We start from the raw sequence: 15,427 nt of genomic DNA, 5'->3' as shown, positions 1-15,427 counted from the left end.
GTCCTCTCTAGGCCCTATGCCGCCCTGGGCGTGGCGTGCTACTCAACACGCCGCGCGCGGGTTCATTCCCGGGGACGAGCGGCGCTCCCGAACTTTGGCCCAAACTAACCCGTGGCCAAACTAACCCGTGGCCGAACGCGCGAGCGCTCAGGCGCTGCTCGCGCGCCCCCGCCCGCGCCGGCGGGCTCGTTTACCATCGGGTGGCCGGTGGATTCAACCTCCCTTCGATCGAGCCTTCGATCGAGAGCGGCGGCCACTCGGGGCGCTCAGGGCCGCACGGGGCCGCGCGCGGCGTAGACGAAGCGCCCCCCAGGGAGCGACGGAGACCCAAGTGCTGCCCAATCTCTTCATCCCGAGCTACAAGCTCTTCGGCGTGCTGCCGATCGAGCCCTTCGGCGTGCTCGTCGCGCTGGCGGTGACCGTCGGCTATTGGCTCGGACGGCGGCGCGCGCGGCTCGTCGGGCTCGATCCAGAGCTCTGCGCCGACGGCATGGTCTGGATGGCGGTGATCGGCTTCGTCGTCGCTCACGTCGTCTCGGTCGTCTTCTACTTCCCGGAGAAGATCCTCGAGGACCCGCTCGTGCTGATCGCCGTCTGGAGCGGCATCTCCTCCTTCGGCGGCATCCTCGGCGGGGTGGCCACAGCCTGGTGGTTCTTTCACCGGCACGGCGTCTCGGCGCTGCGCTACGCCGACGCGATCGTCTTCGGCTTCGTGCCCGCGTGGATCCTCGGGCGCCTTGGCTGCACGATCGTCTTCGACCATAAGGGCCTGCCCACCGACTTCTGGCTCGGCATGGCCGACCGCGCCGGCGTCGTCCACCACAACCTCGGGCTCTACGAGCTGTTCGTCGCCCTGCTCTTGACCGCCCTGCTCTACGCCCTGCGCCGCGTGCAGCGCGGGCCGGGTTTCTTCTGCGCCCTGATGCTGCTGGTCTATTCGCCCCTGCGCTTCGGCCTCGACTGGCTACGCACCGCCGACCGCCTCTACTGGGGCCTGACGCCCGGTCAGTACTTCGCCGTCCTCAGCTTCTTCCTCGGCGCGGGCCTGCTCGTGCGTGCGCTGCGCCCGCCCGCACCGGGGCCCGCAGCGCCACCCACTGGGGGGACACCGCACGAGGGTGCTCGACCCGGCGACAGCGGCCCTCGCTAGCGCCAACCGCTACGCCCCGCGAAGCACCACCCGGGCCCCCCAGCGACGGCGCGCAGCGGGAGGAAGGCAACCAGACCGCGCTACCGTCGAAAACGAAGTGCTGTCATGATGCCCACCGTGCAGGCAAAGGTGCCCAGCTTCGAGGACCGGCTTCGCGGGGCTGTTGCGTCTTATTGGCGCTGCCTCGACTGGCAGGCCGCCAAACAGGGGACCGGACCCTCATCGGATCGCGGCCGGCGCTCTGGGGTCACGGGTGGCAAGCAGATGGACGGTTTCTGCGATCTCGCACGCTGGGTGCTGGTGGAGAACGGTCTCCCGGACGCGAGCATCTTCGCGCAGCAGAACCGCGAGCTCCCGGGCTTCTTTAGGGCCACCAAGACCTGGGATCTCATCGTCGTCCACGAGGGCCATCTGATCGCCGCCCTGGAGCTCAAGTCGCAGCGCGGGCCGTCCTTCGGCAACAACTTCAACAACCGCACTGAGGAGGCGCTGGGGAACGCCAGCGACCTGTGGACCGCCTACCGCGAGGGTGCCTTCGGGGCGGACCGACCGCGCCCATGGGTCGGCCTGGCGCTCCTCCTCGAGGACTGCCCGGCCTCCCGAAGGCCGGTTGCGGTGACCGAACCGCACTTCAGCGTCTTTCCGGACTTCCGCGACGCATCCTACGCCAAGCGCTATGAGTTGCTCTTGCGCAAGCTCCTGCTCGAGAAACACTACGACGGCGGCGCTCTGGTCCTGGCGACCGAGGCGGGCGGTCGGGGCGGTGACTTCACGGAACCAAGCCCCCTGCTCTCGATGCGTAGCCTCCTCGTCGGGCTCGCTGGCCACGCTGCGACCTATCTGGCGCGGCTCTAGCGCATGCAACTCACCATCGATCTGCCGGCCTCACTGCCCAGCGAGGCTTATCGCGTCGGCCTTCGCGCGTCGGGAGAGACGCATGGCGTGGTGCTGACGAAGCCCCATGTTGTCGACCTGATTCTGGAGCTAGCAGGCTACACCAGCGACCGCGACCTAGCGCAGCTGCGCCTCCTCGAGCCGGCATCCGGACAGGGCGCCTTCCTGTTGCCGGCCGCAGAGCGCCTGCTGCAGGCCGCAGGCCGCCACGGACGCGATCCCTCCGAGCTCAGCACCGCCATCCGAGCCTACGATATCGATCCGGAGCAGGTCGCGATCGCGCGTCGCGCCGTGAGCGCGTTGCTGATTGCACACGGGGTCAAGCGTGGCGTCGCGCAGCGGCTCGCCGCAGCCTGGGTCATCGAGGGTGACTTCCTGCTCGCCCGGGAGCAACCGGCCTACGATGTGATCGTCGGCAACCCCCCCTACGTCCGCATCGAGCAGCTCGCCCCGGTGCTCCAACAGGAGTACCGGCGGCGCTTCTCGTCGATCTACGATCGCGCCGACCTCTACGTTGCCTTCATCGAGCGCGCGCTGAAGCTCCTTAGCCCTGAGGGCGTCCTCTCCTTCGTCTGTGCCGATCGCTGGACCCTCAACAAGTACGGCGCACCCTTGCGGCGTCTGGTGACGGAGGCCTTCGGGGTGCGCTGTTACCTTGACCTGCACCAGGCGTCCCCCTTCGAGTCCGCCGTCATTGCCTATCCAGCCATCTTCTCGATCGGGCGGGGCAAGGTCGCCCGCGTCAAGGTTGCCGCGCTCAAGACCGCAACGCCCGACGAGTGCCAGGCAACGCTCGAGGCGTTGAAGACCCTGGATCAAGGCTGCTCCGACGGGGCAGCGGTCGCGTACGAATCGTGGTTCCGCGGCGACGAGCCATGGGTCCTCAGCTCACCGGAGCACCTGGCGACGCTGCGCCAGCTTGAGGCTCGCCTCGCCCCACTCGAAACGGGTGACACGCGGGTGCGCATCGGCGTCGCGACCGGAAACGACAGGGTCTATATCGTCGGGTCGGAGGCGGACGTTGAGGCCGATCGCCTGGTGCCGCTGGTGCTGCGCGAGGACCTCGTGGCGGGTGGCATCCGCGATGCCAAGCGCTTCGTGATCAACACCTTTCGGCCGGGGTCCGGGCTGATCGACCTCGCGGATTACCCCCGGCTCGGGCGCTATCTCGCCCGCCACAGCGAGGCAGTGCGAGCGCGGCACGTCGCTCGAAGCAACCCTCAGCGCTGGTTCCGCACCATTGATCGCGTCTATCCCGAGCTCGTGCCGGTGCCCAAGCTGCTGATCCCTGACATCGCCGGCTCGAACCAGGTGGTGCTCGACGAGGGGCGCTTTCATCCGCACCACAACCTGTACTTCGTCACCTCCACCGCCTGGGACCTGCGGGTGCTCGGGGCGCTCCTCAGCTCGACCGTGGCGCTCTTCTTCGTCTGGTCGTACGCCGTGAAGATGCGCGGCGGGTACCTGCGCTTTCAAGCGCAATACCTGCGGCGCATTCGCCTGCCAGCGCCGAGCGCCATCGAGCCACGGCTAGCCCAGGCCTTGGCGACTGCGTTCGAGCGCCGCGACTTCGTGCGCATCGACGCGCTGGCCTTGCGAGCCTATCAGCTCGACGTCCTTCCACCCTTCGAGTTCGTCGACACTCGCGCGTAGGCCGCCCGAGCGCAGTGCCGAGCTCGGCCCTCGCGCGGGCTCCCCGCGGTTGACATCATGGCTGACCGACTTACCGAAGGGGGCGTGATGTGGTCGCTGGCACGGGTGCCCGGGATTGGCTCCCGGCGCCCGCGCGGCCGAAATAAAGGAGGTGGGTCATGTGGACGCGTTGGAATGAGTTCGACCGGACGTTCTCCGCTTTGGACGACTACCGGCGACGAATGGACCGCCTGTTCGAGGACTACAATCGTCCGACCGAGGAGCGGGGCTTCTATGGCGGTGATTGGCCCGCGCTCAACCTCTACGATAACGGCAGCAAGCTCGTGCTCGAGGCCGAGGTGCCGGGCTTAGCCGAGGATGCGATCGGGCTGACGCTGAATCAGGACGTGCTGACCCTCAGCGGCCAGCGGCAGGTCGCGCCGCCCAAGGGTTACTCGGTGCACCGGCGCGAACGGAGCAGCATCGAGTTCAGTCGCAGCCTGGCGCTGCCCTGCAAGATCGATCCAGAGCGGGTCGCGGCGACCGTCAAGGACGGCGTCCTGACCGTCAGCCTGGAGAAGGCCAGCGAGGCGCAACCGCGACAGATCAAGGTTCGAGCGAGCTAGGCCGGGCGCGGCCATCAAGGCCCGCAGGAAAGGGCCCGCAGGAAGGGCCCGCAAGAAAGGAGCGACGACCATGAACAACGAGCTGAGCCCGCGCGAGCAACGCGCGGTGGGACATGCGGTGGGACGTGCAACGGGACGTGGCGGCGAGCGCGCGGCGGAGACGGTCGAAGCGGAGCGCTGGGTGGCGCCGCCGGTTGATGTCTATGAGAACGAGCAGGAGTGGCTGCTGCTTGCGGACCTTCCCGGGGTGCAGCAGGACGGGCTGCACCTGCACCTCGATCGCCGGGAGCTGCTGATCGAGGGGCGGCGCAAGGTCACGGGCGCGGGGGCCCCGCTGGCCCGCGAGTTCGGCGCGACGAGCTATCGGCGCGTCTTTCAGCTGCCGAGCGGTGTCGACGCCGAGAAGGTCGCAGCCGAGGTCAAGTGCGGGGTGCTGACGCTCCACCTGCCCAAGACGGAGGCGCTACGACCGCGCCGCGTCGCAGTCAAGGCTGGCTAGCGCGCTGACGCATACCCTCCCTCGTCCCTCCCCGTCCGGGCCGCCACCCTTTCCCCTGACTCAGCGCTTGAGCTTCGCCCCGCGTGGTGCTTGAATGCGCGCCGTTCCCCCCCTTGATGGAGAAATGGCACCATGAAATCTGCTCCGCACCGGCCGGTCGCCCCCCGCGGGCTCCGACAGCTCCTCACTTTCCTCGCGGCTCTCGCGCCGCTCCTGGCCAGCGCTGCAGCCTGGGCCAGCGAGGCCGACATCCGCATGCCGGACCTGAGCCAGCAGACCTTCCTCGGCGGCATCAACGGCCACAACCTGCTGCTCGCCGGGCTGGCCGTCTGCGCCGCCGGTCTGGTCTTCGGCATGGTGATCTTTTTTCGCGTCAAGGCGCTCCCCGTTCACCAGTCGATGCGCGAGGTCTCGGAGCTGATCTACGAGACCTGCAAGACGTATCTGCTGACGCAGGGCAAGTTCATCATGCTGCTCTGGGCCTTCATCGGCGTGATCATGGTGGTCTACTTCGGCGTGCTGAAGCCCGTGGGCACCGCCAACGTGATCATCATCGTGCTCTTCAGCCTGGTGGGCATCGCCGGGAGCTACGCGGTCGCGTGGTTCGGCGTGCGCATCAACACCTTCGCCAACTCGCGCACGGCCTTCGCTAGCCTCGCTGGCAAGCCCTTCCCGACCTACGCCATTCCGCTGCAGGCGGGCATCAGCATCGGCACCTTGTTGATCAGCATCGAGCTGCTGATCATGCTGGCGATCCTGCTCTTCGTGCCCGCCGATCTGGCGGGCTTCTGCTTCATCGGCTTCGCCATCGGCGAGTCGCTCGGCGCCGCCGCGCTGCGCGTCGCCGGCGGGATCTTCACCAAGATCGCCGACATCGGCTCCGACCTGATGAAGATCGTCTTCAACATCAAGGAGGACGACGCACGTAACCCGGGCGTGATCGCCGACTGTACCGGTGATAACGCTGGCGACTCGATCGGACCGACGGCGGATGGCTTCGAGACCTACGGCGTGACCGGCGTCGCGCTGATCACCTTCATCCTCTTGGCGGTCAAGGACCCGGCGGTCCAGGTGCAACTGCTGGTCTGGATCTTCGTCATGCGCGTGATGATGGTGCTCACCAGCACGGGCTCATATGGGCTCAATGCGCTGATCGCCTCGGCCCGCTTCAAGCACGCCGACCGCTTCAACTTCGAGACCCCGCTGACCACCCTGGTCTGGCTGACCTCGTTGGTCTCCGTCGGCGTGACCTACCTCGTCTCCTACCTCTTGATCCCGGTGCTTGGACCGGCCCAGGACCCGACGCTGTGGTGGAAGCTGGCGACGATCATCACCTGCGGCACCCTCGCAGGCGCGATCATCCCCGAGCTGGTCAAGGTCTTCACCTCGACGCAGTCCCGGCATGTGCGTGAGGTCGTGACGGCCGCCAAGGAGGGCGGCGCCTCGCTCGGCATCCTCTCCGGCTTCGTCGCCGGTAACTTCAGCGCCTTCTGGCTCGGGCTGGCCATGCTCGCGCTGATGGCCGTCGCCTACGGCGTCGCCAGCCAGGGTCTCGGCGACCTGATGTCGGCCCCGGCGGTCTTCGCCTTCGGGCTGGTCGCCTTTGGCTTCCTCGGCATGGGACCGGTCACCATCGCGGTGGACTCCTACGGGCCGGTCACCGACAACGCGCAGTCCGTCTATGAGCTGTCGACGATCGAGACCCGGCCGAACATCGTTGCCGAGATCAAGCAGCAGTTCGGCTTCGAGCCGCAGTTCGAGAAGGCCAAGGACTTCCTCGAGGAGAACGACGGCGCCGGCAACACCTTCAAGGCCACGGCCAAACCGGTGCTGATCGGCACTGCGGTCGTCGGCGCGACGACGCTGATCTTCTCGATTCTGCTGCTGCTGGCCAAACGCAGCGCCGGCAGCGAGCTGGCGGGCGAGCTGACGCTCGAGCAAATGAACGAGCTGCTGGAGCGCGTCGGCCACTTCTTCTCGATCCTGCACGCGCCCTTTCTGCTCGGGCTGATCGCCGGCGGCGCGGTGATCTTCTGGTTCGCCGGCGCCTCGACCCAGGCAGTCTCCACCGGGGCCTACCGCGCGGTCGAGTTCATCAAGGCCAACATCAAGCTCGATGACGGCTCCGAGCGCGCCTCGATCAGCGACAGCAAGAAGGTCGTCGAGATCTGTACGCGCTATGCGCAGCGCGGCATGTTCAACATCTTCGTCACGGTCTTCTTCATCACGCTGGCCTTCGCCTGCGTCGAGTCCTACTTCTTCATCGGTTACCTGGTGTCGATCGCCATCTTCGGCCTCTACCAGGCGATCTTCATGGCCAACGCCGGCGGGGCCTGGGACAACGCCAAGAAGATCGTCGAGACCGAGCTGCGGCAGAAGGGCACCCCGCTGCACGAGGCGGTCGTGATCTGCGACACCGTCGGCGATCCCTTCAAGGACACCGCCTCGGTGGCGATGAATCCGATCATCAAGTTCACCACGCTCTTCGGCGTGCTCGCCGTCGAGCTGGCGATCGAGCTGGCGCCGAGCGTCAGGCTAAGCGCAGCCGCGGCCTTCTTCGTCGTGGCACTGGTCTTCGTCTACCGCTCGTTCTACGGCATGCGCATCGAGGTCGAGACCAAGGCGGCCTGAGCGCCCGTCGATCGCTCGCTCCCGCCGGGGGAGGACGCTCCCCCGCGCCTGCCAGCCTGCGCCCGCCCCGAGACCCTGACCCGCGCCCCCAGGGTGAGCGCATCTAACCGCGATCCATTTCGATCACTTGCAGGAGGTGATCGACGGGCGTGTCGTTCCATGATCGATTGCGACGATGGCACGCTACCCCAAGGCGCCCGGGCTCGATTCCTTGGTCGCGCTGTCTTCGCCGAGATTCCGGATCGGCGTGTGGCTCGAACACGTGCTCATCCGCTGGTCAACGTGTTGACGATGGCGTGGTTCGGGGCCATCTGCGGCGCCGATGGTTGGGAGGCGCTCGAGACGTTCGCCGAGGAGCGCGCCGCCTGGAGCCGCACCTAGGTCTTCGACGTCTTCGCTACTGGATTTCCTGAGGCTTAGATGCGCTCACCCTGGCGTCTGCCCCGAGTCGGGGACAGCACTTGCCTCGCGCCCCGCAAAGGCCTGACTCTTCGGCGCCCCACCCCCTACAAGTCCGGCGCATAACGCGAGACCGCTGCGCTCGCGCCCCGCGGTCTCGTTTCCCGGTCCTCCCAGGTCCGGGCTGTGCGCCGCGCGAGTGCTTGGTGCTGCACCCGTGCCGTGGATCCGAGTGCAGCACGCGATAGGCCGGCATTGAGGGCCGTGAACGCCTACGGACCGGCTTCGGAACTGACCGTAGCCGTGGGGCACCGCCGGATTGCATTGAGCTTCGGTGGGTAAGTCGCCTTGCGTATATATTGCCATGCATAGCGCTAGCAGTGTAGACTCGCTTACTAGTCGGAGGTTCGTGATGCGACAAAAACACCACGGTGGCGCCGGCAACTCGTACCTGCTCCTCAGCATGATGGCGCTGCTTGGACTGGTGGCCGGCTGCGGCTACGAGCGCGGCCCCCGCGCGCCGAACATCGCGGTGCAGGCGCGTGCGGCGACGAACGCCGGCAATGCCATGAACGCCATGAACGCCATGAACGCCATGAACGCCATGAACGCCATGAACGCCATGAACGCCATGAACGCCATGAACGCCATGAACGCCATGAACGCCATGAACGCCATGAACGCCATGAACGCCATGAACGCCATGAACGCCATGAACGCCATGAACGCCATGAACGCCATGAACAGCGTCAACGCGATGAACGCGATGAACGCGATGAACGCGATGAACAGCGTCGACGCGGGAAACCTGCCGATTCCGTCGACCTCGATCACGGACTTCGGCAACTACACCTTCGACCAGGTCCACCAGCTCTGCCCGCCGACGCGGCTGCCGTATACCTTCGACGGGGGCACACCGGGGGACACCGCGGACGACATCGCGGCCGACCTGGTGCTGCCGCGGTGGCTCGTGTTGAAGGACGAGCTGGAGATGGTGCGCGAGCTGGTGGACGGGCAACCGACGGGGCCGCAGCTCACGGTGACGATCGACGAGGACTTCGACGGCGACGGGACGAGCGAGACACCGGTGAGCTACAAGGTGTATGCGGGCATCGGCTTGGTCTGCGCCGACCGAGGCTACCGGCCGTTCCTGCTCAGCCCGACGAACGGGCCGGAGGCGGCCGACGCCAACGGCAACGGGCAGCTCGAAACCTTCACCACGGACTTTCGCTATCTGTGCATCAAGAGCTTCGACCCGGGGAGCGGGACCTCGAGCTACCGCTGCGGCAAGGGGCTGCTGGCCAGCGGCGTGACGGGCTACGCGGTCAAGGCGGGGACCAACTCGCCGCGGCCCTTCCACGCCGGCGAGATCGTCTGGGGCGGAAACACCTGGAACCGGCACTTCCAGTTCCGCGTGGGCCACATCGGCTCGATCGCCGAGAAGATCGTCGCCCCCTTCGCGGCCACGGGTTACGCGTTGAACGACGCTTGGGGCCTCAACCCCAACGACACGGGCAAGGCCGACGACTACTTGGCGGCGCTGGCGCTGAAGACGGCGACGAACTTCTCGGGCTACGCGGTCAGCCCCTACAACAACGCCAACGTGACGGGGGGCGAGGCGTTCGACGTCGCCAAGCTCAACCAGTGCGAGAACGGCGCGCTGCCCGACCAGTACCTCGACCACCCGGAGATGGCCTCCAGCGGCGCGATGCTGCCCGACAGCCGCGGCGGGATCCTGCAGGACCTGACCGTCTCGAGCTGGTACGAGACGAATGGCTGTACCTGGACTGAGGACTGGGGGCTGCACTACGACCCAGCGCTGGTGCAGACGGCGAGCGGCTGCACGGTGTTCAAGGTCGGCGGCGGTGGCCAGCCCGTGCTCGGCATGAACATCGGTGACGCCTCGGCGCGGCGCTGCCCGAGCTGGACCACCTGCCAGCCCGGCGAGAGCTGCTGCGTTGGGCAGCTCAGCGCGGGAATCGACTTCACCTGCACCGCGAAGTCCGACGGTACCGTGTGGTGCTGGGGCTCCAACGCCCGCGGCCAGCTCGGCAATGATATGGCCACGAACGACACCGCGCGGCGGGTGCTCAAGGCCGACGGTAGCCCACTGAGCAGCGTTCTGGAGGTCTCGGTCTCAGCCGATACAGCCTGCGCGCGTACGGCCGGCGGCAGCGTTTGGTGCTGGGGCTCCTATGTCGAATGGCTATGGCCCAGCGATTGGGTCTTTGGTAGCCCACAGTGGCGTGCGGTCGAGGTGCCGGGGCTCACCGGGGTCGTGGAACTCGCGACCAGCTACCAAGACAGCTGTGCCCGCAAGAGCGACGGCACGGTGTGGTGTTGGACGAATGTGGCGGGCACGCCGACCCGGGTCGGGGCGAGCACCCTCGGCAGCGCGGTGGCCGAGGTCGCGGGTGGCTACGAGCACTACTGTGCACGCAAGACCGACGGCACGCTCTGGTGCTGGGGCTACAACGACTCCGGCCAGATCGGCGACGGCACGAACACCCCTCGCTTCACTCCAGTTCAGGCGGGAGCCAGCACCCTCGGCAGCGCGGTGGCCGAGGTCGCCGCTGGCCAATACCACACCTGTGCGCGCAAGACCGACGGCACGCTCTGGTGCTGGGGCTACAACGACTACGGCCAGATCGGTGACGGTACGGCCATGAACACCAAGAGCACGCCGGTGCAGGCGGGCGTGGGCACGCTGGGCAGCGCGGTGGTCGAGGTCGTGCTCAAGCACAACAATAGCTGCGCGCGTAAGACCGACGGCACACTCTGGTGCTGGGGCGACAACGATCATGCACAGACCGGCGACGGCATGATCTCCTCGCCGCGTCCAACGCCGGTGCAGGCCGGGGCAGCGACGCTGGGCAGCGCCGTGGCCGCAGTCACGCTCGGCTGGGATCATACCTGCGCGCGCAAGACCGACGGCACGCTCTGGTGCTGGGGGGACAACGGTTCTGGCCAACTCGGGCGGCCGCGAGAGGCCGCCAGCCTCACGCCAGTCGCGGCCCAGGCCCTGCGCTGCGACGAGAGCGATGCCCTCTGCGGCGTCAATGAGACCCCCACGACGAGCCCGCAGGACTGCCGCACACCGAGCTGCGGCGACGGCAAGTGCACCGCTGGAGAAACCCCGCAAACCTGTGCGAGCGACTGCGCGCTCGCGGCCGAGGTCGCGCTGGGAACCGCGCATACCTGCGGGCGCAGGACCGACAACACGCTCTGGTGCTGGGGCCGCAACTCGTACGGCCAACTCGGCGATGGCACGACGACGATCCGGGACATGCCCGTACGCATCGGGGTTGCGCAGCTTGGTACCAACGTCGGTCGGGTGGCGCTGGGTGAAGGTCATAGCTGCGCGCGCAAGACCGACGGCACGGTCTGGTGCTGGGGCTACAACCCCTATGGCCAGCTCGGCGATGGCTCGACCCTCAGCAAGACCACGCCGGTGCAGGCCGGCGCGAGCGCGCTGGGCACTGCGGCGGTCGACGTCGCCCTGGGCATCCACCACAGCTGCGCGCGCAAGACCGACGGCACGCTCTGGTGCTGGGGCTACAACTGGGACGGCGCGCTCGGCGACGGTACGACGGTATTCAGGACGGCGCCGGTGCGGACGGGGGCGTCGGCGCTGGGCACCGGAGTGCTCGAGGTCGAACTGGGCTATTACCACGGCTGTGCGCGCAAGACCGACGGCACGCTCTGGTGCTGGGGCGGCAACTCATACGGCCAACTCGGTGACGGCACGACGACGCGCAAGACCACGCCGGTGCGAGTGGGCGCCAGTCAGCTGGGCACCGCGGTGGCGGAGGTCGCGGTCGGCGATCACCACAGCTGCGCGCGCAAGACCGATGGCACGCTCTGGTGCTGGGGCTTCAACTACGGCGGCGCGCTCGGCGATGGCTCGACCCTCAACAAGACCACGCCGGTGCGGACCGGCGCGAGCGCGCTCGGCAGCGCGGTCGTCGAGGTCGCGCTGGGCGGCAGCCATAGCTGCGCGCGCAAGACCGACGGCACGCTCTGGTGCTGGGGCTTGAACGGAACGGGCAGCCCGCTCGGTGACGGTACGACCACAAACAGGACGACGCCAGTGCGGGCCGGGGCGTCGGCGCTCGGCACCGCGGTGGTGGAGGTCGCGCTGGGCGCTGGCCACACCTGCGCGCGCAAGACCGACGGCACCCTCTGGTGCTGGGGGCGCGGCGACGACGGGGTGCTCGGAAGGTTCGGAGACGACGGCATCGGAGCCGTGCTCTGGTGCGGCGACGGGCAGTGCAGTCTCGGTGAGCGCGACCGGGCGACCTGCGCCGACGATTGCGCTCCGGTCCTTGGCGACGGGGTCTGCGATCCCTTCCTCGACTGCACGAGGCAGAGCCTGCCCTACTGCGACACGGACTGCCCGAATCCAACCCCGGTGCCGCTGGTGGAGCTCTGCGGCAACGGGCGCTGCGATACGGCCGCCGGCGAGAGCGCGTTCACGTGTGCCGGCGATTGCAGCGCCGGGGGCTGCACGCCGAGTTGCGCCGGCAAGCAATGCGGCGATGACGGCTGTGGCGGATCGTGCGGGAGCTGTGGGTCGGGATTGACTTGTAACGCGGGCTCTCAGTGCGTCTCGCCGCCGCTGTGTCCCAACGCGACGTGCGACGCCACGGAGAGCTGCGCGAGCTGCGAGGCGGACTGCGGCGCCTGCAGCGGGCCGGCCTGGACGGCGCTCGCTTCGGGGGTCAGCGGAGACCTCGAGGCGGCGGCGTTTCCGCTGAGCGCGATAGCGGGCGTGGCCGTGGGCGCCAATGGCGCCGTGCTGCAGACGACGAACGCGGGGGCGAACTGGACCAGCGTGGCCTCGGGGACGACTGCGACCCTCCGCGGCCTCGCCTTCGCGGACGGCCAGGTGGGCTGGGCCGTCGGCGACGGCGGCGCGATCGTCAAGACCACCAACGGTGGCGCGAGCTGGGCGCCCCAGAGCTCGGGCCTGAGCGCTGCCCTCTACGGTGTGACCTTCGCCGACGCGAGCACGGGCTGGGCCGTGGGCGCGGGCGGGGTGATGCTCAAGACCACCAACGGCGGCACGAGCTGGACGCCCCAGAGCTCGGGCGTGAGCGTGGCGCTGCGCGCCGCGGCGGCGCTCGATACGTCGACGGTCTACGCCGTCGGCGACAGCGGCGCGATCGTCAAGACCACCAACGGCGGCACGAGCTGGGCGCCCCAGAGCTCGGGCGTGAGCGTGGCGCTGCGCGCGGTGGCGCCGGTCGATGCGTCGACGGCCCACGCCGCGGGCGACGGCGGCACGATCCTCAAGACCACCAACGGCGGCACGAGCTGGGTCGCGCAGAGCTCGGGCGTGCAGGCGGCGCTCTACGCACTCAGCTTCCGGCAGGATGCCCTGCACGGCTACGCCGCCGGCGCTAGCGGCACGTTGCTGCGCACCGTCGACGGTGGCGCCACCTGGCTGGGTGAAAACGCCGGCACGACGGCCAGCCTCAAGGCCATAGGCCTGGGCGCCGACTGGAACACCGCCTTCGCGGTGGGCGCCGGCGGCGTGGTGGCCAAGCGGGCGCCGAACTGGGCCGCCGACGTGCTCTTTGCGACCGAGGCGGCGAGCCTCGCGCCCCCGGCGCTGCTGCCCAGCGCGAACCCGGCCACGGCCACGGTCTTCGCGGGCAATAGCAGCGGGTCGCTCTACGCCATCCAGCCCGAGAACCGCACCTTGCGCTACGAGGCGCTCGCGCTGACGGCGGCGATCGCCGGGCGCAGCCCGGCGGTGCCGCTGGCGGGAGAGAGCAACGCCACGCTCTTCGTGGCCACGATGAACGGCTTCGGCTACGCGTTCGATGCCCTGAGCAGCGCGCCACGCTGGACGACCGATAGCAATAACGGGGCGGCGGGGGCGCAGGCGCTCGGCGACGCGCTGGTCGCGGCGCCGGTGATCTCGACAACGCGCAACCTGGCGTTCTTCCCGACCCGCAACCTGTCGGGCGTGCGCAACCGGGTGTTCGCCTTCGACGCCAAGACCGGCGCCTGTCGCTGGGTCTTCAACGGGGCGTGCAACGGCACGACCTCGACGCAGAACCTGGGGCAGATCAACGGCGCCGTGCTGCATGACGCGACCGCCAAGAAGCTCTTCATCGCGGCGACCCAGCTCTCGGGCGGCTCGACGCTGTGGGCGGTGGACGCGGGCGATACGACGCCGGGAACGCTGCTCTGGAGCGCCAACCGGGGGGCCAGCGACGTCTCGCCTGCCTTCGTCGACGCCACGCGGACGAGCCTCTACTTCGCCACCGGTGCCGGGGCTGACGCGGGCCGCGTCTTCCGCTTGCAGGTGTCGGACGGAGCCAGCGTGTGGACGGGCAGCGGGCGCGACCAAGTCTACTGCGTGGCAACGAACACACTGCGACGCACCACGCAATGTGCGGCGGGAAGCCCCATTAGCTCGGGGCCCGTGGCCATCTGGAGCGGAGCGCTGGCGAACCGACTGCTCTTCGGCACGGCGGACGGCCACCTGCGCATGATCGACAGCGCGGGGGCGCATGTCTGGCAGACGGCCGCCGCCATCGCCGGGGCCAGCGCGCCGCTGGTGCTGACGGCAGAGAACCGGCTCTACGTCGGCTCCTCCGATGGGCGGCTCTACGAGCTGAACCTGACGACGGGTGCGGTCGTCACCAGCCGCGTGGTGGGTGATGGCGCCTCAGCCGTCGGCAGCCCCTCCTACGACGTCTACGCGACCAAGGTCTACGTCGGCACCTCTGCTGGCACGATCTACCGCTTCAACTCCCCGCTCTGAGCCGGAGATGCTCGCTCGCGGCCGGGCGCGCAAAGCCGCAGAGCCCGCCCGGCTCCGCGATCCCTCCGCGCCCAACCCCGAGGCCGACACCGGCGCTGCGCTACGGGGAGGCCGTCAGCGTGTAGGAACCTACCAGGTCGGGCGCGCCGCTGAGCTTGTCGCGCAGCACCTCGACCCGATAGACGCCTGGGTAGTGCATGCCTTGGCCGGTCCCGCGCACCATCACCCAGTGCCGTACGACCGCCTCGCCAGCGTTGTTCAGCGGCGCCGGCAGCACCGCCGTCGCATTGGGACCCAGGGCCGGACCCGCCAACGGCGCGGGCTCCGTGAGGGTCGTGTCGAAGGTCACGAGCTGCTCGAGCACGGGGTTACCGTCCGGACCATAGAAGCGACGGTACTCGAAGTGCCGCCCGCTGAGCCCTTTCCAAAGGGTGGAAACATGGAGCTCGGGGACCTCGTAGGAGAAGCGCGTCTGCCGGCACGAAGCGTCGCAGGGTTCGGCGCTCGCCGCGAACACCAGATTGCCGCTGATCGCTGGCGCCGGCGCGCGCCAGGGCAGCGCCGCGTCAATGCTCGGTCTGGGACCGGGCGTGTCGGGGTCGCCAGCAACGGGTGAGCGCGCTACAGCGCTCGACGCGTCAGCGGGTCGGTCGCGGTCCGACCCGGTGGCGGGGCTCGTGGTGCTTGCGTCCTGACAACCGAGCCCCACGCAGCCGGCCAAGCCGCAAACAACCCGCACCTGCCGAAGCCATCTCGGGTACGCCATCGAGAACCTCCTCGAGCACGGCCGCGCAAAGATATTCAAAACATCATACACG

At 68.6% G+C, this 15,427-nt stretch carries 9 protein-coding genes; 8 read left to right on the top strand and 1 reads right to left on the bottom strand.

The genetic code is table 11. From position 1 onward, the window contains the following. Nucleotides 1–331 precede the first annotated feature (331 nt). The 8 genes from IPL40_08270 to IPL40_08235 all read left to right on the top strand — a co-directional run bounded on the left by IPL40_08270 (nt 332) and on the right by IPL40_08235 (nt 14,609). Entirely contained in the window at nt 332–1,150 is an 819-nt protein-coding gene (locus IPL40_08270; GenBank protein ID MBK8481157.1) for a prolipoprotein diacylglyceryl transferase, read from the top strand. Between the two features lie 117 nt (nt 1,151–1,267). Next, nucleotides 1,268–2,005 carry a restriction endonuclease gene (locus IPL40_08265; GenBank protein ID MBK8481156.1) on the top strand — a complete coding sequence of 246 codons (738 nt, stop codon included), beginning with the start codon at nt 1,268–1,270 and terminating at the stop codon, nt 2,003–2,005. A 3-nt stretch (nt 2,006–2,008) separates the two neighbouring features. Further along, nucleotides 2,009–3,697 carry an Eco57I restriction-modification methylase domain-containing protein gene (locus IPL40_08260; GenBank protein ID MBK8481155.1) on the top strand — a complete coding sequence of 563 codons (1,689 nt, stop codon included), beginning with the start codon at nt 2,009–2,011 and terminating at the stop codon, nt 3,695–3,697. Nucleotides 3,698–3,855: 158 nt separating this feature from the next. After that, complete coding sequence (locus IPL40_08255; protein ID MBK8481154.1) at nt 3,856–4,302, top strand: Hsp20/alpha crystallin family protein; 447 nt, start codon at nt 3,856–3,858, stop codon at nt 4,300–4,302. Between the two features lie 70 nt (nt 4,303–4,372). Continuing rightward, nucleotides 4,373–4,801: an Hsp20/alpha crystallin family protein gene (locus IPL40_08250; GenBank protein ID MBK8481153.1), complete on the top strand. Its 429-nt coding sequence runs from the start codon at nt 4,373–4,375 to the stop codon at nt 4,799–4,801. A 132-nt stretch (nt 4,802–4,933) separates the two neighbouring features. Then, nucleotides 4,934–7,432, top strand: coding sequence for a sodium-translocating pyrophosphatase (locus IPL40_08245; protein ID MBK8481152.1), 2,499 nt, complete (start codon nt 4,934–4,936; stop codon nt 7,430–7,432). A gap of 159 nt (nt 7,433–7,591) precedes the next feature. Next, nucleotides 7,592–7,813 carry a transposase family protein gene (locus IPL40_08240; GenBank protein ID MBK8481151.1) on the top strand — a complete coding sequence of 74 codons (222 nt, stop codon included), beginning with the start codon at nt 7,592–7,594 and terminating at the stop codon, nt 7,811–7,813. A 430-nt stretch (nt 7,814–8,243) separates the two neighbouring features. Then, nucleotides 8,244–14,609: a hypothetical protein gene (locus IPL40_08235; protein MBK8481150.1), complete on the top strand. Its 6,366-nt coding sequence runs from the start codon at nt 8,244–8,246 to the stop codon at nt 14,607–14,609. 100 nt (nt 14,610–14,709) lie between these two features. Here the strand turns inward: IPL40_08235 and IPL40_08230 are convergent, their stop codons facing one another. Further along, nucleotides 14,710–15,375 carry a hypothetical protein gene (locus IPL40_08230; protein MBK8481149.1) on the bottom strand — a complete coding sequence of 222 codons (666 nt, stop codon included), beginning with the start codon at nt 15,373–15,375 and terminating at the stop codon, nt 14,710–14,712. Between the last annotated feature and the right edge of the window lie 52 nt (nt 15,376–15,427).

It is taken from the genome of Pseudomonadota bacterium (assembly GCA_016711215.1).
In the GTDB taxonomy this organism is placed as follows: domain Bacteria; phylum Myxococcota_A; class Polyangia.
This window is presented reverse-complemented; position numbering and strand designations above follow the sequence as displayed.